The sequence below is a fragment of the Halomonas sp. MMH1-48 genome (assembly GCF_022348105.1).
GTDB lineage: Bacteria > Pseudomonadota > Gammaproteobacteria > Pseudomonadales > Halomonadaceae > Vreelandella > Vreelandella piezotolerans.
In genome coordinates this window covers 28,280-50,147 of sequence record NZ_JAKRFL010000021.1, presented here as the reverse complement: position 1 = coordinate 50,147, position 21,868 = coordinate 28,280, and the positions used below count along the sequence as shown (strand labels likewise).

Here is a 21,868-nt window from a genome sequence, read left to right as displayed (position 1 = left end):
GCGGTGGCCTCTAGTGATCGTATGTGAAGTACTCGGCGTTTCTCGATCGGGTTATTACCGCTGGCGGGAACGCCAGCAGCAACATGGGCCACAACAGGTACGCCATCAGGCCCTCACAGCCTTCCTGCTGCAATGCGCTCGCCTTCAACATGGCGTGCCGGGCTACAGAAAGCTGTGGCGGGAAGCACAGGATGCCGGCTTCTGCTGTGGTCAGAACCAAGTTCAACGGCTTCTGCAGAGGGCCGGATACCGGTCTTGTACGGCCCTGAAGCCAGGATATCGTCGTGGCCGATCGTCCCTGCCGGTGCTGCCCAATTTGCTGAACCGCGAGTTCCTGCCCGGCAGGCCCAACCAAGCCTGGGTATCAGATATTACGCAGCTTCGCTGCCATGAGGGCTGGCTTTATCTGGCTATTGTCATGGACCTGGGAACACGACAGATCGTGGGTCGGGCCATGAGTCCGATCAACAGCGCGCAACTGGTCGTGGCTGCACTGGAGCACGCTTGGAAGAAACAGGAGCCGACCGGCGCTGGCCTGCTCTTCCATTCGGATCAGGGCACGCAATACCGTAACGAGGATGTCATGACATGGCTGAATGATCGGAACATCACGATCAGCATGTCCCGGCGGGGCAACTGCTGGGACAATGCCTGCGCAGAGAGCTTCTTTGCGTCACTCAAGAAGGAGTGGACCCACCCGCTGGGAATGCTCTCACGGGACGAGATGGCAGCAGAGGTTCGCTACTATCTGGATGAGTACTACCCCCATACAAGGCGCCACATGACGCTGGGTGGCCTTACACCCAGCGCTTATACCGCCGCTTATTAGTACATGTGTCTACGAAATTGGGGGCACTCCAACGCCTCACGCCTCACGCCTCACGCCTCACGATATATTCTATTTTCTTCTTACTGTGTGTCTAAAAATAACTTTTTAGAATATCTGATAAGCGGCACAATGCCCCTCGTACTATTCGGTTATGTCAGTGAGTGGGCTTGAGAAAGGATGTGGGGTTATGTCGCTGGATGCTTGGATTGCAGTAGGGGTCGTGCTGACGATTTTTCCGCTGATGGCGCTCTCACGCCTCGGACCGGATATCATTTTAATGGGTGCGGTGGTCGTGCTGATGACGCTGGGCGTCATCGATCCTCAGCAGGCACTCGGCGGGTTTTCCAATAGCGGTCTGTTTACCGTCGCGTTCATGTATGTGCTGGTGGCCAGCATACGTGAAACCGGCGGTATCGATCTGATTATTCGCTATGTGTTGGGCCGTCCCTCGAGCGAACGTGGCGCGCTGACGCGGCTGCTGTTGCCGGTGGCATCGCTCAGCGGCTTTCTCAATAATACCCCGGTGGTAGCCACCTATATCCCTGCCGTTTTGAGCTGGAGCCGCCGCCTGAGACTCTCTCCCCAGCGCCTGCTCATGCCACTGAGCTTCGCGTCGATTCTGGGCGGCACGATCACGCTTATTGGCACCAGCACCAACTTGGTCGTGCACGGGCTTTTGATCGAGCGCTATCCGGACTTATCCATGGGGTTGTTCGACCTAGCATGGGTCGGTATCCCCGTCGCCGTGGCGGGGTTGGCGTATCTAATTCTTCTCGGCCCGCGCCTTCTACCTGCCCGTGGCGGTACGGCCAAAGCCTTTGCCAACCCCCGTGAGTTCACGATCGAAATGGAAGTCGACCCTGGTGGTGTCTTGGTCGACCGCACCGTCGAGGAGGCAGGTCTGCGCCATTTGCAGGAGCTGTTTCTCGTCGAAATCGAACGCGCCGGTAACGTGGTCAGCGTCGTCGGCCCTGGCGAGCAGTTAAAAGGCGGAGACCGCCTCGTTTTCGTGGGCACCTCTGACGCCGCCGTCGAGTTACAGCAGATTCGTGGGCTGATCCCCTCACGGGATGGCGCGTCGAGTCTGGAGAAGGAGTTCAAAGAGCGCCGTTTGGTCGAGGCCGTGGTCTCCAACCAGTGTCAATTCATTGGTCAGCGGATTCGAGATGGACGATTTAGAACGCTATACGGTGCGGCCGTGCTGGCCATTTGTCGCGGCGGCGAGCGTGTGACGGGAAACCTTGGACAGGTACGCCTACAGCCTGCCGATGTGTTGCTATTAGAGGCGCGCCCGCCGTTCATCGAGCGCCACCGACAGTCGAAAGACTTTTTGCTGATCAGTGAGCTCAATGGCTCGGCGCGGCCCATCCACGAGAAGGCTCCGCTGGCCTGGGGTATTCTGATTGGCGCGGTGCTGCTAGCAGCTCTGGGTGTGTTGAGCATGCTCAATGCCGCCATGTTGGGCGCCGCCATGGCACTGTTGACCGGCTGCTGCTCGGTGGGGGCGGCCAAGCGCGGGTTGGATACCCAGGTGCTGTTGACCATTGCGGCATCGTTTGGGGTAGGGGCGGCGTTGCACGTCTCCGGGGCGGCGGATGCCATGGCCGGTGGGGTGCTCTCGGTGGTGGCTGGCAATCCATGGCTGCTGCTGGTGGGCACTTATGCCGTCGTGGCACTGCTTACGGAGTTGGTGACTAACAATGCCGCCGCCGTGATCATTTTTCCGGTGGTCATGGCGGCGGCGGAAAGCCTAGGGGTTAGCCCCATGCCCTATGTGGTCGCGGTCATGTTTGCGGCGTCGGCCAGTTTTCTTACCCCCATTGGCTACCAAACCAACCTCATGGTGCACGGGCCCGGTGGTTATCGGATCGCTGATTTTCTCCGCGTCGGGGGTGGCCTGAACGTGCTGACGGGGGTGATCGTGGTGGCGCTGATTCCATGGGTGTGGCCATTCTAAGCCGCGAATGACTCGCTCCCTGGGCTGCTTTACGCTAGGGTGGCGCTTTTAATATCAGCAAGGACATAGCCCATGACAGCCCCTGGCGAACTGATTATTGAACCGAAAAATGGTCAACCCGCCGATGCATGCGTGTTCATCATCCACGGCCTGGGTGCCGATGGGCACGATTTCGAGCCGCTAGTACCCGCCCTGGCGCTGCCGGAAAGCGCCCATGTGCGCTTCATCATGCCCCATGCGCCGCGCCTGCCGGTGACCATCAACGGCGGTATGGTGATGCCTGCTTGGTACGACATCCTGGCAATGGACCTGGGACGCCGCGTCGATGAGGTGCAGCTCAAGAAATCCGCCGAGCGCATCCAGGCGCTGATCCAAGAGCAGATCGACCAAGGGATCGATAGCCAGCGCATCATCGTGGCGGGCTTCTCGCAAGGCGGTGCGGTGGCGTATCAGGCCGCGCTGTCGTTTCCGCAGCCGCTAGGCGGACTGCTGGCGATGTCCACCTACTTTGCCACTGCCGACAGCATCTCGCCTGCCGAGGCGAACCGTCAGCTGCCGATCGAAGTCCATCACGGCAACTTCGACCCCATCGTGCCCGAGACGCTGGGTCGCAGCGGCGTCGATCGTTTGAAAACCATGGGCTACAGCGTCAACTATCGCCAGTACCCCATGGCACATGCACTGTGTCCGCAGCAGGTCAACGATATCGGCAAATGGCTAAGCGAGCGTCTGGGTTAAGGGGAGAGCAGTAGGCGTTCGGCGCCTTTGATAGTACGCTGCTGCTATTAATGCCGCGGCAAGGGACAGGCAGGGGCACATGATAGCGTCTATCGATACCGTTGAAAGTGGGTTAGCCGTTTGTCTACTGATGACCGCCATTGGGTGCTTATTCGATCGCCACCTATTAAGGGCGTGTTGGCTTTTGGTGCTATTTGCGCTGTTGATGAGTGCAGCGTGGTGGTACCTGAACGCCCCGTGGTTAGCCTTGGTGGAAGTGATATTAGGGAGTGCGCTCACGGGGGGTGGCTTTATTTACGTCTTGCGCACACTGCCCAGTCAGAGGCTATCGATGCCACGTTATGATCGTACGCGCGTCGAGTGGCCACACCGTTTGACGAAGGGGCTGCTCATCATTGCCTGGAGTATCATGCTAGGCGTGGCGACTCAGTTTCTATTACCTGATATGGCGCTTTCACTGACCGCGCATCCGCTTATTTTGTGCTCTGTGGTCATTGTATCGTTGGGAATGGGGGCGTTTGCTTTACACCACCATCTGATGCGCCGCTTGATGGCCTTTAATGTGCTTGGATCGGGCGTTTTCTTGATGCTCGCAGGCATGGCGGGTACGTCACCCAGCGCCCAGGCGCTCATCACGGTGGGGTTGCTCATCGCTTGGCTGGGGTCGCTATTGGGGGTTTTACTCCTTCGCCAGCTAGTGCACCAGGAAGGTAGCGCCGCCCTCAACGATGAATACGCCCCTGTAAGGCCGCCTTCATGATCTGGCGCTTTGGTCTGTACGACAATACCTTTGATCCCTTATGGATGACGGACTGGGCACTCGCCGCTGTGCTACTGCTGCCGATGGTGTTTGGTGCGCTCGGAGCCGTGTTTCGCCCCTCTCGTTTGCTGCCGGTGGCCTTGGCCTGCTTGCCGATTTTACTGGCTGGAGGGGTCATGGTATTGGACTACCAACAGGTCGGATTGCTGCGTTGGCAGTGGGAGGTGGCGGGTATCGAGCTAACGCTGCGCTTGAGTGGCCTTAGTGCTCTAATGCTCTTGATTACCCAGTGGACGGCCGCCGCCGTTGCCGTTTATACCCCTGGCTATCTCCGCCTAACGCTCCCCAATGCCAGCGTCCGTTGGTTATGGCCATTAATGGGGTTGCTCGTTAGTGCGCTTTCACTGATTTGGCTGGCGGCGGATCTGTTGATTCTGTATGCCGCGCTGGAGGCAATGGGACTCGCGGCCGTGGGGATGTTGCTGCTGTCGGGTAAGTCTGCGGCGCTACAGGCCGGTATGCGTTACCTCCTTTTGGCTCTGGTGGGGTCGCTCGCGTTTTTACTGGGCGTTGCCCTATTAATGAGTCAATGGGGAACGTTAGATTTAATCGCACTTGAAGCACGGGTGGAGCCAGAGCCCCTTACTTGGGTTGCAGCAGCCCTTATAGGCGCGGGACTTGCCTTAAAGGCGGCGCTATTCCCTTTGCATGGTTGGCTAACCCCCGTACACGAGAATGCTTGGACGCCGGTCAGTGCACTGCATGCAGCGCTCGTCATTAAGGCCTCGCTCTATATTTTAATGATGCTGTGGGGCATCTTGCTGCCGGAGACGCTGTTTGCTCCCCGTTTGGTGGCCTGGTTGGGCATGTTGGCGATTGTTTGGGGTGGATTGGTGGCCTGGCGAGCCGATTCACTTAAAACGCTGATTGCCTCTTCCACTGTGGGCCAGTTGGGCTATTTGATGGTGGCCTTTCCTCTGGTATTAGGTCCCAACATCGCTCCGCTGCCTTTGTCGCTGGCATGGGACGGGTTTTGGTTACATTTGGTGGGACACGCACTAGCCAAAGCAGCCATGTTTATGGCGGCAGGCAATTTGATCATTGCCACGGGTGAAAGCTCACTGAAAGCGCTGGCAGGAACCAGTCGTCGGCTGCCACTTTCGCTACTTATCTTTGGCATGGCTGCCGTTACGTTAATGGGGCTACCCCCCAGCGCTGGCTTTACGGCAAAGTGGCTCTTGCTTCAATCCATGGTGCTGACTCAGCAATGGTTAGCCGTGGCGGCCCTACTGGCAGGCACGCTATTGACGGCTGCCTACGTGTTTCGCGTATTTCGCTACTCGTTTGATGAAACCGCACCGCGACACGATTATCAGCCGCTTGCGCCCGGCATGGATGCCATTGCTCTGTGTTTGGCGGTAGCAGCCTTTGCGCTTGGCTTACTCGCCCACTTTCCGCTGGGGTTGCTGCATGGAGGTGGTGGATGAACGCGGCTTGGTTACCCCTGACGACGCTGGCAACCTCCTTATTCGCGGCGGTGATTATTTTCTCGTTGCCAGAAGAGGCTCGACGTGTCCGCACGAGCATCAACTTACTGGCGGCGGTCGTTAAAATTCTCCTAGTGATAGTGATGGTCGGGCGTGTTTCAGAAGGCTATGAAGACACCTTTAGCTTTCAAATCGTGGGAGGCGTTGATTTTGTGCTGCGGGCGGATGCCCTCGGCGTTATGTTTGCGGGTCTTTCGTCACTGCTGTGGCTATGCACGACGATTTACGCGATTGGGTACTTGGAAGGGGCGGCCAATCGGAAGCGTTTCTTTGGCTTCTTCAGCCTGTGTGTCACCAGTACGCTAGGGATTGCCCTGTCGGGAAACCTGTTTACCTTCCTGATTTTCTACGAAATGCTGACACTCTCAACTTACCCGCTCGTGGTGCACGCGGGTTCAGCAAAAGCCTTAGCGGCCGGTCGAGTGTATTTGCGTTACACCCTCACGGCGGGCGTCGTGCTGCTGCTAGGCGTTGTCTTGCTGTACAGCTTAACCAACGATCACTCTTTTGCGTCAGAGCAAGGGTTGTCCCCCTACCTGGATGATCACCGTGGTTTGCTAACCCTTATTTTTGCGCTGCTGGTCGGTGGCTTGGCGGTGAAGGCAGCCATGGTGCCGCTGCATGGCTGGCTGCCCAGGGCGATGGTGGCACCGGCGCCGGTGAGTGCATTGCTGCATGCCGTTGCTGTGGTAAAAGCCGGTGCGTTTGGCATTTTGCGTGTCATATACGACCTATACGGCATTGAACTTAGCGTGGAGTTGGGCGTCACCACCGTGCTGGCCGTCGCTGCGTCTATCACCATTATTTATGGGTCGCTGCGGGCGATTGCCCAAGAGGAGTTAAAGCCACGCTTGGCGTTTTCGACGATTAGCCAAGTTTCCTATGTGGTGTTAGGCGTTAGCTTGTTTGGCCCTTTCGGGACGATAGGCGCGCTGGCGCATTTGCTTCACCAAGGCCTGATGAAAGTGACGCTGTTCTTTTGTGCTGGCAATTATGCAGAAGAGCTGGGGATTCATCGCCTTGATGAAATGGACGGTGCAGGCAAGCGCATGCCATTGACTAGCCTAGCGTTTACGGTGGGGGCGCTAGGGATGATCGGGTTGCCACCGACCGCTGGGTTCATTACTAAATGGTACCTAGGCATGGGCGCTATCGAGGCAGATATGTACTGGGTAGTGGCCGTGCTAGTAGCAAGCAGTACGCTGAATGCGATTTATTTTCTCCCTATCGTACATCGCCTCTGGTTCCGTGAGGGTCCGGCCCATGGCAAGGGGCAATGGCCTAAAGAGCAGTCATTAGGGCGGCTGGAAACCCACGGATGGCTGTTGTGGCCAGCGGTATTGACGGCCGTCATTAGTATAGGGGCTGGTTTGTTGGCTGGGTTGCCATTTAGTCCGCTGGATTGGGCAACGCGCGTAGCCGTTGGGGAGTACCTGCCATGAGTTCACTGCTGTTGGCCGTGGCCTTACTCTGGCCGCTTATCGTGGCAGGCAGTAGCGTTTGGAGCGCTTACCGAGTCCCTGTTCAACAGCGTCATTTCATTTCGATGCTGTGGGTAAGTGCTGCCTGGCCTGCTTTACCGCTGGCGTATGTGGGTGACGTGCAGTGGACCATGGATGCTTGGATGTTAGGTGGGTATTGGGAGCTGAATGCGCTCAGCCGACCGTGGCTAGCCTTTACTGCTCTGCTTTGGAGTATGGCGGCGTTTCATGCACGAGGTTACTTCGCCGATGAACAGCGTCAGGCACAAGGAGGGGATGCGTCGGCACAACGGCGTTTACAGCGTTTAACCTTACTGTGGCCGCTAACCTTGCTGGGCAACATTCTTCTGATAGTCGCCCAGGATATTGCCAGTTTTTATTTTGGCTTTGCGCTGATGACCTTCGCTGCGTATGCGCTGGTGGTGCATAACGGCACTCCGGCCGCGAAGCTGGGGGCTAAGGCCTATCTTGTGCTGGCCGTTATCGGTGAAGGTTTGATATTAGGTGGTTTTCTCTGGGCCGCAGGCACCTCGGATACGTTAACACTCAAAGGCGTGCGCGACACCCTGGCCACGGCAGACCATGGTGCGTGGATGGCGCTGTTGCTGTGGCTGGGTTTAGGCGTGAAAGCGGGGGTGATCGGGCTGCATGTTTGGTTACCATTAGCGCACCCCGTGGCTCCCGCGCCCGCCAGCGCTGTCCTCAGCGGCGCCATGATCAAGGCAGGCTTGTTGGGTTGGTTGACCGTGTTGCCGTTGGGAATGGAGTCGCTATCTCCTGCCATGATGCAGTTTGGCAATGTCGTATTGGTGGCAGGGTTTGCAGCAGCATTTGGTGCGGCCCTGTACGGCATTTGGCAGTCGCATCCCAAAGCAATTTTGGCCTACTCCAGTATCAGCCAAATGGGCATGTTAACGGCGTTAGTGGGTATGGGAATCGTCGTGCCAGCGGTATGGCCGGCCTTGCTACCTGCCATCATTTTGTTTGCGGGTCACCATGCGTTAGCGAAGGGCGCTCTCTTTATGGGTACCAGTGTGAGTGAGCATATGCCCAAGTGGCCCACCTCGCTGCTGTTTCTTTTGATTGCTCTACCGGGCATTTCGCTGACAGGCGCACTCGCGGCAGGCATGTTCAGCAAGTGGGGGGTGAAGCATGCGCTCTATGAGTTCGAGCAAGAGCGCATTATCGCACTATTGACTTGGGCGGCGATGGGCACGGCCGCGCTGGTGACGGTCTGCGTGTGGCGACAATGGCAGCAGCGGCAGCGAGGAAACAGCCGTTCGTTTCAGTGGGGGGCGTGGCTAGCGGCATTGATCGCTGCGCTAATGACACCGCTGTGGCTGCCGTTACCGGAGGGGAGTGTGATCGCTCCTCCCTTGAACGAGTGGTTGGGCATTATTTGGCCTTTTCCGGTAGGCGTTGTCGGCATGGCGTTAGGCTTGTTGGCGCTGCGCCGTTTTGATGTGCCAACGCCACCTGCCGGGGATTGGTGGTGGGGATACCATTCCCTTGCCACTCTAGGCTTGAGCGCCGCACGCTCACTGGCCGCGCGATGTGGAAGAGGTAAAACAACCTCCGTGGCGCTGGCACTGAAGGGTGAGCGTTTGCTCATGAAGGGGTTGTTGCGCGGACTATCAGTGGAGTCATGGATGCGCCAGCATGGTGGAGGCTTGATGATGGCGTTGGCCGTTCTCCTGGCACTTTTGCTCATTTGGGAGGGACAGTAGTGGGGCAACAAGCAAGAGAGCCATTGGGTGAGCGCGGCCGAAGTGCCGATGTGCCCAACGATATTCCAAAGCGTGGTTGGCAGGATATTGCGTGGCGCGTCGTGCGCGCCGCGCGCCGAGACCGGGTCACCATGTTTGCCGCAGGGGTGGCGTTTTACGCGCTGCTGGCGCTGTTTCCGACCATTGCGGCGGTAGTGTCGGTATGGGGACTACTGTTCGATCCTGTCGAGGCGGGGCGGCAGCTCTATACGATCAGCCGCTTCATGCCGCCGGACGCGGCCAACTTGATCGATCAGCAGGCGCAAGACGTGGTCGAGAGCACCGAGTCGGGTAATGTCCTGACCGCGTTGGCGGGGCTGCTCATTGCCATGTTCATTGCCTCGAAAGCAGTCTCGGTGCTGGTCATTGGTCTCAACGCGGTATATGGCGAGCAAGAGCAGCGTTCACTGCTCTATCGAGGGGTGGTCCTCGTTTCGCTGACCTTTGGCTTGATTTGCATGACGCTGGTCTCCCTGGGATTCATCGCCATCGTGCCAGCGCTAGTGGACCGATTGATGATCGAGCCTCCTATGGATCGAGTGCTGCAGTGGCTGCGCTGGCCGGCGCTGCTGGTATTGATGAGCCTACTGATCGCACTGCTCTACCGCTTTGCACCTTATCGCCGCTCACCGCAGTGGCGTTGGCTGAGTTACGGCACGCTGTTTGCGACGCTTATGTGGCTGCTGGGCTCGGGAGGGTTGTCACTCTACGTGCGCTACTTTTCGACCTTTAGCGAACTGTACGGCTCGATAGGTGCCGTGGTGGCCCTGATGCTGTGGTTTTGGCTCTCGGCCTTCGTCGTGTTGTTCGGAGCGGAGCTCAACTGCGAAATGGAGCGTCAAACCTGCCACGACACCACCGTGGGCGAGGCGCGCCCGTTAGGCGAGCGCGAGGCGTTTGCTGCCGATACCATCGGCATCGAAAACCCCTGGAATAGCGACCGTGCCGCGAGACAGCGGCCGCCGTGCGATGGAGGTCAAGAGTGAACCGCCCAGTGAGCTGGGCGGTGTAGACGTTCGGGGGCAAAGAGCGCTACAGCAGCTCCTCGGCGGCCAGTGCCAAGCGGGAGCGCTCGACGCTTTTTAGAGTGATATGCCCAGCGTGGGGCCAGTCTCGGAACCGTTCGACCACAGCGGCCATGCCGCAGGTGTTGGCGGTCAGGTAGGGCGTGTCGATCTGCCCGACGTTGCCCAGGCAAACGATTTTGGTGTTGCGCCCGGCGCGGGTGACCAGCGATTTCAGTTGCTTGGGTGTGAAGTTTTGCGCCTCGTCGATGATCAAAAAGGTGTCGTTCAGGGTGCGCCCGCGCATGAAGCTGGGCGAGCGGATTTGTACCCTAGAGCCGATCAGCTGTCGCGTGGCGCCGTTGTCCCAGCTCGACTCCCCCTCGTCGTTGCGCAGCAGGTTATCCATGTTGTCGTGGAAGGCGCCCATCCACGGTGACATTTTCTCCTCTTCGGTGCCCGGCAAGAAGCCAATGTCCTCGCCCATGGGAATCGGCGCGCGGGTAAAGACGATGCGCTCGAAACGTTTGGCATCGAGGGTTTGTTGAAACGCAGCCGCAAGGGTCATGAAGGTTTTACCGGTGCCTGCGTTACCGGCAATGGTGACGAGATCGATCTCGGGGTCCATCAGTAGGTTGAGGGTAAAATTTTGGCGACTGTCGTGGGCGTGCACGCCCCATACGCCCGAGTGGTGGCGATAGTTGGTGAGCAGCTGCAGCCGCGCCGAGCTGGGGGAAAGCTCGCGCACGATGGCTTCGAATTCGGCGCCGTTTTCGCTATCGGACACCAGCATACCCACGTGCCAGTCGCGGGGCATAGTGCCGCTTAATTGATAAAAGGTGTGATGATCCACGCGTTCGACCGTGACATCGACATTCAGCGCTTCCCAGAGCGATGCGCCATTCTGGCCTGCCTGGGTATATACCTGCGCGCCTTCGATCATCGCATCGCTATCGGAGAAGGCGCGGTCGTTGAGGTAATCCTCCACCGGGACTTTTAGCGCGGCGGCTTTTACCCGCAGATTGATGTCTTTCGTGATGAGAATGACCGACGCATCCGGGCGTTCGTCACGCAACCGGCAGGTTTCTGCCAGAATACGGTTGTCGGGGCTATCGTCTAACGCGTCGAAGGGCTTGAGATCGTTGTAGCACAGAAAGTGTAGGCGGCCAGACTCTCCGCTGATGCGGGGAATGGGGATACCTTGCTGAATTTCGTCGAACGTCACCTGGCTGGTGAGATCGGACAGCGTGCGGCTGATTTGCCGTGCCGTTCGGGCGATTTCGCGGATACCGTTCTTATGCTTGTCCAGCTCTTCGAGCACGGTCATGGGGATGACCACATCATGCTCATCGAAATGGTAGAGCGCGGCGGGGTCGTGGATCAGGACATTCGTGTCTAGGACATACAGCCTAGTCGCTTTCTTATCGAGTCGTACCATCGCGGAAACTACTCCTTGGTTGACGGCAACATCGACACTGGCAGATGCACTTTACGCTTAGATGACACGTGCCTGTGTCGGTTCTCTAGCGTGTCCTTTGGGCTCCTTCAATGGCTTTTTTTACAGCGTGGTGGGCAATCGCTTTTTTCGCCACTGCTAAATTTCAACGTTACTCACGCGCCGTGCTCGGCTTTCCGACTGAGAGGGGGCCTCAGCGTGTGGTACCCAAGAAACGGATGACGTTGGTCAGCAGCGCCGTGGCGACCACCCCGAGGCTCTCGCCTTCCACGTAACGGTAGTAATGGCTTTCCAGCAGCAGGTCGTGATTGAGCGCACACAGAGTGTGGCTGGCCAAGGCGTCTTTGACGAGCGGGTAGGGCAGCAAGGCCCAGCCGGTCCCATTGATCACCGCGTCGCGAATCACCTCGAACATGGTCAGGCCTAGATAGTTGGTGGAGAACAGCGCCTCGCTCACCAATTTGTCGCCTTGGTCGAAGGTCAGGCATACCTGGGTGTACTGTGCCAAATCATCTTTGGTGACGTTGGGCAGGCGACTGAGTGGATGCCCAGGCGCCGCCACGAGACTCATGCTCACTGGGGCAAGGTTGCTGGCATTCACCGCGGCTCCTTCGGCGGTATACAGCCCAAAGGCAATATCTACCGTTTGGCGCAGCACGAACTGGGCGTGCTCCTGAGGTGGGAGCAGGTATACCGAAATGGCCGTGAGCGGGTAGCGCTGCTTCAGGTCGTGCATGACCTGTCGCCAAAACGCTTCGGGCAGCGCGTCGTCCCGCGCGATGCAGAGCTGGCTCTCTACCCCCTGCAAATGCTGCTGGCAGTGCTTGTTGATGCGGTTGGCACTGGTCAGCAGGCGGTAGCAGTCGGGTAGCACGCTTTCCCCCACGGCCGTGAGCTGAAGGCTGTTCCCCGACCGTTCGAAGAGTGCCACGCCCAGGCTATCTTCCAGCGCATTGACGGCGGCGCTCAGGGTGCTGCGCTTCATGCCGGTGTGCCGTGCAGCGGCGGCAAACGAGCCGTGCTCCGTGACATCGATGAACGCTTGGACCTGTTCCGCGCGCATGCAAACCACCTCATAAAGTAATAGCTTTCGAGCGCCAATATAGTTGGCGCTGAGCGACTAGTGTATCGTTGTTTTACTCACTATGATGGCTTGCTCTTATCTCCCCTTCTACTGGAGCAACCCGCGTGACCCCCTTTGTCGCCGAGCGCCGTGCGCTCAGATTTTCCGCCATCTCCGCTAGTCTGTTTGCCTTTACCGGACTTGCCTTGGGCCTTGCGAGTGGCTCGATAACGATCCTCTTCGATAGCGGCTATTCGCTATTAAGTTTAGTGCTGGCATCGCTCTCTCTGTTTGCGCTTCAGCAGGCCCGCAAACCGGCGGATGATCACTACCCCTTTGGGCGGCTGACGGTCGAGCCGCTGGCCGTGCTGCTCAAAGGCGTGGTGATTGCGCTGGTGTGCCTGTTCTCCCTGGTCTCTGCTCTGTGGAGCTTGGCGCAGGGAGGACGTTTGGTCACGCTGGACTTGGCGCTGATGTTTGGCGTGGTCAACGTGAGCGGCTGTTTGCTCACCTGGGGATGGTTGAACCGCTACGCCAAGGTCGCGCAGTCCTCGCTACTGGCTGCAGAGCTTCGCCAGTGGCAAATGGATACTTGGCTGAGTGCCGCCGTCATGCTGGGCTTTGCCCTTACCTGGGGGTTAACCCTCTCGCCTTGGGAACACTTGGCGCGTTTTGCGGACCCGGTGATGGTTCTTATCATTGCCGGTTACTTCCTGCCCATGCCCATTCGTATGGTCAAAGGCGCGCTGCGCGAGTTGATGTTCGGCGAACCGGTCGGCAGCGTGCGCCAGGAAGTGGTACAAGAAGTGGCGGAGTTCGATATCGCCGACGACGATGTACGCCTTGCGCAGGTAGGCAGCTTCCTGATGGTCGACATTCAGCTCGATAAGCAGCAAATCGATGACGCGGAAGAGATCGTCGAGAGCGTCGAGCAGCACTGTAAGCTGCGTAATTTACGACCGGTGACGAGCATTACGCTGGTCACGTAATGCGTGCATTGAAAAAGTGTTGACGCTATCGAAGGTGTGGTGATATCAAGCGCTACCGACAACGGGTGTCGGCCTAACACTGCACTTTTGAGGGTTGCAAAAACATGCCACTGCGCCGCTGTTTGCCCGTGCTGCTGGTCACCGCTTTGGTGGCTGGCTGCGCAAGTTCTACCATTGCCCCACGTTACACCACTGAAAATCCGGACGTCATGCGGATCGGCGGAGATCGCCCCGTCAGTGCGGAACCGCGTACCGAAAACGCCGGTTCGTTCTGCCTGGAAACCACCGAGCGCTGGAACGAACATGGCCGCACGCCCGATGGCCAAACGCTGTGGGCGAAAGATACGCTGCGCCGCGTGGTGCCTTGCCAATAATTGGCTGACATAGGCTCACGCAAGCTGCGCCAGCGCAAGCCGCTGGCGCAGCCTCGCTCAATCGTCCTCTTTCTTTTGCGGTTTGCCTTTACGTTGGGTACCCGCCATCTCTTCCAATTCCTCTTCGCTCATCGAGTCGTACATCTCTTTCGAGGCGTCATACAGCTCGCTGGGCTTGGTCTCGCCGCGTTTGGCGGAAAGGGCGGCGCCAGCGGCTTTTTGCTGGGCTTTCGACGTGGCTTTCATTTAACGACTCCTGTCAGTTGACTTCCATGAGGTGGGCACGCTATTAAGCCTAGCAGTGGGAAGTGATGTTTTCAGATAGGCTGGCGCGTTTAACTTAAGAGACCTCCATGACACCGGCAATCAACAGCGCAAGGCACGCAGGTATTGCGTTTCAGCTCCATGAATATCAGCACGATGCCACCGCCCCGTCCTACGGGCTGGAAGCGGCCGACAAACTTGGCGTTACCGCCGAACAGGTCTTCAAAACCCTCGTCGTTAGCTTGGATGGCAAGCAGTTGGCCGTGGGTATCGTCCCCGTGAATAGCCAGTTGGGGCTGAAGCAGATCGCCAAAGCGGCCGGCGCTAAAAAGGCCGCGATGGCCGCGCCGGATATCGTCGAACGTACCACCGGCTACGTGCTAGGAGGAGTGAGCCCGCTAGGCCAGAAAAAGCGCCTGCCGACGTTCATTGATGCCTCGGCACAAGCGTGGTCGACGCTTTACGTGAGTGCTGGTCGGCGAGGGTTAGAAATCGAACTCTCGCCGGAGGACCTCGCTGCACTCAGCCAGGGCCGTTTCGCAGCGCTCTCTGCATAGAACGATACGCATCGTGTTAAGTGCCTGGCAAAGCAGGAGAGGGCGCTTTCTGGTATGGTGCTTCCATCAATCGGATCGCTGGGCACCGCCGCCCCTTCAGGAATTTTTTGTGTCAGATACCTCTTTTGCCTCCCTTGCCCTCTCGCCCGCGCTGCTGAGCACGCTCGACTCTCTGGGCTATCACGACATGACGCCCGTTCAGGCGCAGAGCCTGCCGCCCATGCTGGTGGGGCGCGATGTGATGGCGCAGGCCAAAACGGGCTCGGGTAAAACCGCCGCGTTTGGTTTGGCGCTGTTGTCACAGCTGCGTGTAGAAGCCTTCAGCGTACAGGGCTTGGTGCTGTGCCCCACCCGCGAACTGGCCGATCAGGTCGCCGAGGAGCTGCGACGCCTGGCGCGGGGCATGCCCAACGTCAAAGTACTCACACTGTGTGGCGGCGCGCCCTTTGGGCCGCAGCTCGCCTCGCTGGAGCACGGTGCGCATATCGTGGTGGGCACGCCGGGGCGGGTGGACGAGCACTTGCGCAAAGGCTCGCTCACGCTTGGGTCGCTGGCCGTGCTGGTGCTGGACGAAGCCGACCGTATGCTGGACATGGGCTTTCAGGTCACCATCGACGACATCATCGCCGATACCCCCACTGACCGACAAACGCTGCTGTTCAGCGCGACGTTTCCCGATGAGCGGGAGGGGCTGGCAGCCATGACCCGCGGCGTGCTGCGCGACCCGGTCAGTGTCAAGGTGGCAGAGACCCACGATGCCACGACCATCGAGCAGCACTTTTACCGTGTGTCCCATGACGACGACCGTTTTGCTGCGTTGATCGAGCTGCTGCTTGCCACGCGACCTACCACTAGCGTGGTGTTCTGTAATACCAAGCGGGAAACCCAGGCCGTGGCCGATGGCTTGGTCGATGCGGGATTTAGCGCCGTCGCCTTGCACGGCGATCTCGAGCAGAAAGACCGCGACCGGCTGCTGGTGCTGTTTGCCAATCAGAGCGCATCGATTTTGGTCGCCACCGATGTGGCCGCCCGCGGGCTCGACATTGCTCAACTAGACGCCGTTTTCAATTACCAAATCGCCCGCGAGCTGGACGTCCACGTTCATCGCGTCGGCCGCACGGGGCGCGCAGGAGCCAGCGGTATCGCCTGTACCCTGGTCACACCGCAAGAAGATTATCGACTCGAACGCCTCGCTGAGCTGTTGGGCGAGCCGCTTGCGACCGAGCCGCTGCCGAAAGCCACCAACGGTTCGCCGTTCGAGCCCCCCATGGCCACGCTACAGTTGGCGGGTGGCAAGAAAGATAAGCTGCGCCCTGGCGACATTCTGGGCGCATTGACCAGCGAAGGCGGTCTGCGCGGTGATCAGGTGGGTAAGATCAAGGTGTTGGCTCGAAGCGCTTACGTCGCGGTGGCGCGCAGCGCTGTCCAGAAAGCTCAGGCCAAGCTGGAGCGGGATAAACTCAAAGGGCGCGCTTTCCGCGTGCGACGCATTCGCCATTAACGATCCCAATGACGTGGTCGCTATCATAAGGAGCCTTCGCAGCAAGTTATGAAAACACCCAAACGATTACAGCCCCTGGTCGACGATGGCCTGATCGATGAGGTGCTGATGCAGTTGATGAGCGGCAAGGAAGCGCAGGTGTACATAGTGCGCTGTGGCGACGACACGCGCTGTGCCAAAGTCTTCAAAGAGGCCAAACAGCGTAGCTTCAAGCAGGCGGTGCAGTACCAGGAAGGGCGTAAAGAGCGCAACAGCCGCCGCGCCCGCGCCATGGCCAAGAAGACCCGCTACGGCCAGAAAGAGCAGGAGCAGGCGTGGCTGACCGCCGAGGTGGATGCGTTGTACCGCTTGGCCGCGGCCGAGGTGCGTGTGCCCAAGCCCTATGGTTTCGTGGATGGCGTACTGCTGATGGAGATGATCACCGATGCAGAGGGGGATGTGGCACCGCGCTTGGACGATGTCACCCTGACCGAAGAGCAGGCGCTGCGCTATCACGCCAAAGTGATCCAAGACGTGGTGCGCATGCTCTGTGCAGGCTTGATCCACGGTGATTTATCGGAATTCAACGTGCTCGTCGACGCCGATGGCCCGGTCATCATCGATTTACCTCAGGCGGTGGATGCGGCGGGCAATAACAGCGCTGCTGCCATGCTGGAGCGCGATGTGAACAACATGCGTGCCTATTTTGGCCGTTTTGCGCCCGAGCTGCTCGCTACCCATTACGGTAAAGAGATGTGGGCGCTGTATGAAGCGGGGAAGCTGCATCCCGATAGCCAGCTGACCGGCCACTTCGAGTTCGATGACCACATTGCCAATGTGGACGAGCTGATGGAAGTGATCGACGACGTCAAAGAGGAGGAGGCCGAGCGCCAAGCGCGCCTGCGCGATGACGACGACGAGGATTGACCCCAATAGTGATAAACTGAGGCAACGCTTAGCAGAGTAAGTAGTTGAACGAGACGACTCTGCCATACCGCATCGCCTGAGAGATCATGGGAGGGGAGTGTGAAGGGCAGCCGTTACAGTGCAGGGAGAGCCAAGGCGCTTGTCTTATCACTCGGTGTTGGCGCCGCAGGCGGCACGCTGTTTCATGTGACCGGGCTGCCGCTGGCCTGGATGTTGGGCCCTCTAGTGGCGAATTTGCTGGTGTCTGCCAGAGGGGTGAGCGTAGCGGTGCCCGAGTCGCTGCGCAGTGTGTTCCTAGCCGTCATGGGCATGGTACTGGGCAGCCAAGTCACCCCTGAGCTGGCCCAGCGGGTGCTTGATTGGCCCATCTCGGCCATGCTGCTGCTTGCAGGCGTGGCTGCGTCGACCGCCGTGGCGTCTGCCTGGTATCGCCGCTGCGGCTTCGACCCCGTCAGCGCCTGGTTTGGCGCATCACCGGGCGCCATGACCGCGATGATCCTGCTCGGTGAACGGTGCGGCGGCGACCCGCAGCGCATTGCCATTGCACAGTCGCTGCGTATCGTGCTGGTGATTCTTTTCCTACCGCCGCTATTTTGGGCTTTCGAGGGCGGAGAGGGCACGCTGGGTCCGGCGGCGTCGTCACTCACGGATGGCTGGCTACTGCTCACCATCCCTCTTTTACTTCCGTTGGGTAAGTGGTTGCGCCTGCCAAGCCCTGCGCTGCTCGCTCCCTTGTTAGCCACCGCGCTGCTCTCCGGGCTGGATATGGCGAGTCTTGCCCTGCCAAACTGGGGTATGAACGTGATGCTCTGGGTGCTAGGTAGCGCCATCGGCTCGCGCTTTCAAGGTATGACGCGGCGGCTACTCGGGCGCTATCTTTGGCAATCGGGGGTGGCGACGTTGCTTGCGCTGGTGGTTCTGGCACTGTTTGCCGAACTCATCCACCAAACCGTGGGGGTAGGGCGCGATGTGGCGCTCTTGGCGCTGGCCCCAGGCGGCATTGGTGAAATGGCGATACTCGCCGTCGCGCTCAACATCGACCCGGTGTTCGTGGCGTTTCATCACCTGCTGCGCATGGTCACACTCATGGTCGTCGCTCCTTTTTGGGCCCGCTGGCTCATGCGTCATCATCCTGACGCTTGACGTCGCGATCATGCTTCTAAGCGTTCTTACGCCGTCCTTTCTTTTATTGCGTCTTGTAAGGAATGTCCATGCTGTCACGTTTGCTCTCGCCGCTGTTCCGCTTTTTCGAGGCGCGCGTCAACCCCTACCCAGAGGGTGAGGTCACCACACCGCCCAAAGGGCTGTTGCCGTTCATTTGGCACTTTTCCAGCCCGGTATGGCCGTGGCTGCTGGTGATGTCGCTGATCACGGCGGTGGTGTCCGCCGCCGAGGTCGTGTTCTTTAGCTACATGGGGGATTTGGTGGATTGGCTGGGCGGCGTCGAGCGCGCCGACTTTTGGTCGAGCCACGGTCTCTGGCTGGCGGGTGTGGCGGTGTTGGTGGTGGTGGGATTGCCGCTGCTGGTGTTGCTGCAGTCGCTGGTGACGCATCAGAGCATTTTCGGCAATTACCCGATGATTGGCCGCTGGCTATCGCATCGCCATATGCTCAGCCAGAGCCTGGCATTTTATCAGGATGAGTTTGCCGGGCGGGTATCGCAAAAAGTGATGCAAACCGCGCTGGCCGTGCGGGAAACCGTCACCAAAGTGATGGATCTGCTGGTGTACGCCATCGTCTATTTTACCGGGGCGGCCATCTTGCTGGGCCGCGCCGACCCATGGCTGCTGCTGCCGCTGGGGCTTTGGCTGGTCGGCTATTTGGGCATCATGCGTTTTTTCGTGCCGCGTCTGCGGGACGTTTCCATGGCCCAGGCGGATGCGCGTGCGCAAATGACCGGTCGCGTGGTGGATAGCTACAGCAACATCCAAACCATCAAGCTGTTTGCCGATACCCAGCGCGAAGAGCGCTATGCCAAAGATGCCATGGAAGGCTTCATGACTACCGTGCATCGCCAGATGCGCCTGGTGACCGTGATGAGCGTCTGCTTGACGCTACTCAACACGCTACTATTGGTCGGCACCGCCGGCATGGCCATCGCCGCTTGGTACATGGAGGCGATCTCGTTGGGCGTACTGGCCATTGCCATTGCCCTGGTAATGCGGATTCGCTTCATGTCCGACTGGATTTTGTGGGAGGTTGCCGGGCTGTTCGAAAACATCGGCACGGTGCAGGATGGCATGAACACCATCGCCCAGGAACCGACTGTCAAAGATGCTCCTAATGCCAAAGCATTGTGCGTGCCCAACGGCGAGATCGTCTTCGACGCGTTGCGTTTCCAATATGCCCAGGCAAAAGGGGAGAGCAAAAACGTGTTCGATGGTCTGAGCCTGACCATCAAGCCCGGCGAGAAAATTGGCCTGATTGGCCGCTCTGGGGCCGGGAAATCGACCCTGGCAAACCTGCTGCTGCGCTTTTACGACCTGCAGGGCGGACGCATTCTGATCGATGGTCAAAACATCGCCGAGGTCTCCCAAACCTCGCTACGCCACCAGATCGGCATGGTGACCCAAGATACCTCGCTGTTGCACCGCTCGCTGCGGGACAACATCCGCTACGGCAGCCCTAACGCCAGCGATGAGGACGTCTGGCAGGCGGTGTGCCGCGCCCATGCCGACACGTTCATCAATGATCTGGTCGATCCCAAAGGTCGGCGTGGTCTGGATGCCCACGTGGGAGAGCGGGGCGTCAAACTCTCCGGCGGTCAGCGCCAGCGCATTGCCATTGCCCGAGTGCTGCTCAAGGACGCCCCGATTCTGGTGTTGGACGAAGCCACTTCGGCGCTGGATTCCGAAGTCGAGGCGGCGATTCAAGAGCAATTGGATGCGTTGATGGAGGGCAAAACGGTCATCGCCATTGCCCACCGGCTCTCTACCATCGCCATGCTGGATCGTTTGATCGTGGTGGACGAAGGGCGCATGGTGGAGAGCGGCACCCATCAGGAATTGCTCGCCCGCAATGGTATCTATGCCGGTCTTTGGCAGCGGCAGTCGGGCGGCTTTTTGGGTAACGACCTTGATCCTGATAACAACGCCCTCATTTGAGACTAGACCGGTCGCCTAGTGAAGGCGCTTCAACAGGAGGTAGAGATGCAAACGATTGAGCTTCAACAACCCGGCGGTTTAGATAAATTGAACGTCGTCGACACGGCCGCGCCCGGCGAGCCTGGCCCTGGCGAGATCAAAGTGCGCCTGCACGCCAGCTCGCTGAACTTTCACGACTACGCGGTGGTGGCGGGGATGATCCCCACCGACGACAAGCGCATCCCGATGTCCGACGGCGCGGGCGTGGTGGAGGCCGTGGGCGAAGGCGTTGAGGAGTTTGCCGTGGGCGACGCGGTCGTCTCGACGTTCTTTCCCTACTGGCTGGAAGGCCCGGCACGAGTAGGCGACTTTACCACCACCCCCGGTGATGGCGTCGATGGCTATGCCCGGGAGCAGGTAATTCGACCGGCCACATGGTTCACTCGCCAGCCGATCGGCTACAGCCATGCAGAATCCGCCACGCTGACCACTGCGGGATTGACCGCTTGGCGCGCGCTGGTGGTGGACGGCGGCTTGAAAGCGGGCGATACCGTGCTGGTACTGGGTACCGGCGGGGTGTCGATCTTTGCACTGCAGTTCGCCAAGCTGATGGGGGCTCGAGTGATCGCGACCTCCTCTTCCAATGAGAAGCTGGAGCGCCTGCGTAGCCTCGGCGCGGAGCACACCATCAACTACCGCGAGACACCCGAGTGGGGAAAAGCGGTCAAAGCGTTGACCGACGGCAAAGGCGTGGATCACGTCGTCGAGGTAGGCGGCCCCGGTACGCTGCCGCAATCCATCGATGCCGTGAAGATTGGTGGACACATTTCGCTGATTGGCGTGCTGACCGGCCGCGAGGGAGACATTCCCACTGCAAAACTCATGGCCAAGCAGGCCAAGCTGCAGGGATTGATCGTCGGTAGCCGTCGCCACCAGATCGAGATGATCGACGCGATCGAAGCGGCGAATTTGAAACCGATCATCGATCGTGAGTTCCCGCTTAGCGAGATTGCCGAGGCGTTTCGTCATCAAGAATCGGGCAAGCACTTTGGTAAAATTTGCCTGACGTTCTGAGCGACGCGATGCACTTTGCGTAAAATGCACGTTGCGTAAAGAGTGAGAAAAGCGCGTCTGCCATGGGCGGACGCGCTTTTTTATTGGCCAGCCGGAGGAAGGCCGTACAAGGGCAGAGACATTACTCTCCTAACCGACTGTAGACCACGCCTTTGACTTCCAACTCCCAGATATCGTCATAGGGTACGGTGACGCCATCCACGTCCCCAGGGTCGCCGGTACTGTTTTTGATGACGGTTTCGGGGATGATCTTCACCCCCATGACACCCACATGTTGGATGCGGCCGCTGAATCGATTGCCCTCCTGCTCAATGAGCACCCGCTCGCCTGCAATGCACTTCGCAAGCTTCTCGTGTAGTTCAGCCATCGTGACATTCACCACGCTCATCGTTGCCTCCTGCGCATCGCTCAAAAGTGAGTTACTTGGCAATAACGACTTTATTCTAGACGATAAGTTCGACTGGCCCCTTGGGAGGAGACTCAGGCATGCTAACCTTAATCTACTTTACCTAACCGAGG

The 21,868-nt window shown here is 59.0% G+C and carries 20 protein-coding genes; 16 read left to right on the top strand and 4 right to left on the bottom strand.

All coding sequences use genetic code 11. The features are described from left to right. The 8 genes from MHM37_RS15055 to MHM37_RS15020 form a co-directional block, all read left to right on the top strand. A partial coding sequence (locus tag MHM37_RS15055; protein WP_239297197.1) for an IS3 family transposase occupies nt 1-829 on the top strand: 829 nt, incomplete at its 5' end. Between the two features lie 187 nt (nt 830-1,016). Beyond that, nucleotides 1,017-2,786, top strand: a complete 1,770-nt coding sequence (locus MHM37_RS15050; protein ID WP_139526586.1) for an SLC13 family permease — start codon at nt 1,017-1,019, stop codon at nt 2,784-2,786. A gap of 72 nt (nt 2,787-2,858) precedes the next feature. Beyond that, nucleotides 2,859-3,524 (top strand): alpha/beta fold hydrolase, encoded by a 666-nt coding sequence (locus MHM37_RS15045; protein ID WP_219861463.1) that lies wholly within the window; start codon nt 2,859-2,861, stop codon nt 3,522-3,524. 79 nt (nt 3,525-3,603) lie between these two features. Next, nucleotides 3,604-4,284, top strand: a complete 681-nt coding sequence (locus MHM37_RS15040) for a DUF4040 domain-containing protein (RefSeq protein ID WP_139526588.1) — start codon at nt 3,604-3,606, stop codon at nt 4,282-4,284. Then, nucleotides 4,281-5,771 (top strand): proton-conducting transporter membrane subunit, encoded by a 1,491-nt coding sequence (locus MHM37_RS15035; RefSeq protein ID WP_139526589.1) that lies wholly within the window; start codon nt 4,281-4,283, stop codon nt 5,769-5,771. Before MHM37_RS15040 ends, MHM37_RS15035 begins: the two co-directional genes overlap by 4 nt. Continuing rightward, nucleotides 5,768-7,273: a proton-conducting transporter membrane subunit gene (locus tag MHM37_RS15030; protein ID WP_139526590.1), complete on the top strand. Its 1,506-nt coding sequence runs from the start codon at nt 5,768-5,770 to the stop codon at nt 7,271-7,273. The genes MHM37_RS15035 and MHM37_RS15030 overlap by 4 nt, the downstream gene beginning before the upstream one ends. Next, nucleotides 7,270-9,039 carry a complex I subunit 5 family protein gene (locus tag MHM37_RS15025; protein ID WP_239297200.1) on the top strand — a complete coding sequence of 590 codons (1,770 nt, stop codon included), beginning with the start codon at nt 7,270-7,272 and terminating at the stop codon, nt 9,037-9,039. The genes MHM37_RS15030 and MHM37_RS15025 overlap by 4 nt, the downstream gene beginning before the upstream one ends. Then, complete coding sequence (locus MHM37_RS15020; RefSeq protein WP_231125560.1) at nt 9,039-10,064, top strand: YihY/virulence factor BrkB family protein; 1,026 nt, start codon at nt 9,039-9,041, stop codon at nt 10,062-10,064. The genes MHM37_RS15025 and MHM37_RS15020 overlap by 1 nt, the downstream gene beginning before the upstream one ends. A 46-nt stretch (nt 10,065-10,110) precedes the next feature. On the opposite strand, the gene MHM37_RS15015 is transcribed toward MHM37_RS15020, so the two are convergent. Further along, a complete protein-coding gene (locus MHM37_RS15015) occupies nt 10,111-11,520 on the bottom strand; it encodes a PhoH family protein (protein ID WP_239297202.1) in 1,410 nt (469 codons plus the stop codon). Between the two features lie 211 nt (nt 11,521-11,731). Next, a complete protein-coding gene (locus MHM37_RS15010; RefSeq protein ID WP_139526594.1) occupies nt 11,732-12,601 on the bottom strand; it encodes a LysR family transcriptional regulator in 870 nt (289 codons plus the stop codon). A 125-nt stretch (nt 12,602-12,726) separates the two neighbouring features. Between MHM37_RS15010 and MHM37_RS15005 the strand changes: the two genes are divergently transcribed. Both MHM37_RS15005 and MHM37_RS15000 read left to right on the top strand, forming a co-directional pair. After that, nucleotides 12,727-13,590, top strand: a complete 864-nt coding sequence (locus MHM37_RS15005; protein WP_089675650.1) for a cation diffusion facilitator family transporter — start codon at nt 12,727-12,729, stop codon at nt 13,588-13,590. Between the two features lie 104 nt (nt 13,591-13,694). Beyond that, complete coding sequence (locus MHM37_RS15000; protein WP_153842651.1) at nt 13,695-13,964, top strand: hypothetical protein; 270 nt, start codon at nt 13,695-13,697, stop codon at nt 13,962-13,964. 57 nt (nt 13,965-14,021) lie between these two features. On the opposite strand, the gene MHM37_RS14995 is transcribed toward MHM37_RS15000, so the two are convergent. Continuing rightward, nucleotides 14,022-14,210, bottom strand: coding sequence for a DUF3008 family protein (locus MHM37_RS14995; RefSeq protein WP_139526597.1), 189 nt, complete (start codon nt 14,208-14,210; stop codon nt 14,022-14,024). Between the two features lie 107 nt (nt 14,211-14,317). Between MHM37_RS14995 and ybaK the strand changes: the two genes are divergently transcribed. The 6 genes from ybaK to MHM37_RS14965 all read left to right on the top strand — a co-directional run bounded on the left by ybaK (nt 14,318) and on the right by MHM37_RS14965 (nt 21,349). After that, on the top strand, nt 14,318-14,785 hold the full coding sequence (ybaK, locus tag MHM37_RS14990) for a Cys-tRNA(Pro) deacylase (protein ID WP_219861454.1): 468 nt from the start codon (nt 14,318-14,320) through the stop codon (nt 14,783-14,785). 109 nt (nt 14,786-14,894) lie between these two features. Next, entirely contained in the window at nt 14,895-16,286 is a 1,392-nt protein-coding gene (gene dbpA / locus MHM37_RS14985; protein WP_044629268.1) for an ATP-dependent RNA helicase DbpA, read from the top strand. A 48-nt stretch (nt 16,287-16,334) separates the two neighbouring features. Beyond that, complete coding sequence (locus MHM37_RS14980) at nt 16,335-17,192, top strand: PA4780 family RIO1-like protein kinase (protein WP_044629267.1); 858 nt, start codon at nt 16,335-16,337, stop codon at nt 17,190-17,192. 99 nt (nt 17,193-17,291) lie between these two features. Further along, entirely contained in the window at nt 17,292-18,335 is a 1,044-nt protein-coding gene (locus MHM37_RS14975; protein WP_239297205.1) for an AbrB family transcriptional regulator, read from the top strand. Between the two features lie 68 nt (nt 18,336-18,403). Next, entirely contained in the window at nt 18,404-20,296 is a 1,893-nt protein-coding gene (locus MHM37_RS14970) for an ABC transporter ATP-binding protein (protein ID WP_275437534.1), read from the top strand. Between the two features lie 45 nt (nt 20,297-20,341). Next, complete coding sequence (locus MHM37_RS14965) at nt 20,342-21,349, top strand: NAD(P)-dependent alcohol dehydrogenase (RefSeq protein ID WP_239297207.1); 1,008 nt, start codon at nt 20,342-20,344, stop codon at nt 21,347-21,349. Nucleotides 21,350-21,470: 121 nt separating this feature from the next. On the opposite strand, the gene MHM37_RS14960 is transcribed toward MHM37_RS14965, so the two are convergent. After that, nucleotides 21,471-21,737, bottom strand: a complete 267-nt coding sequence (locus MHM37_RS14960) for a hypothetical protein (RefSeq protein WP_139526604.1) — start codon at nt 21,735-21,737, stop codon at nt 21,471-21,473. Nucleotides 21,738-21,868: the final 131 nt, after the last annotated feature.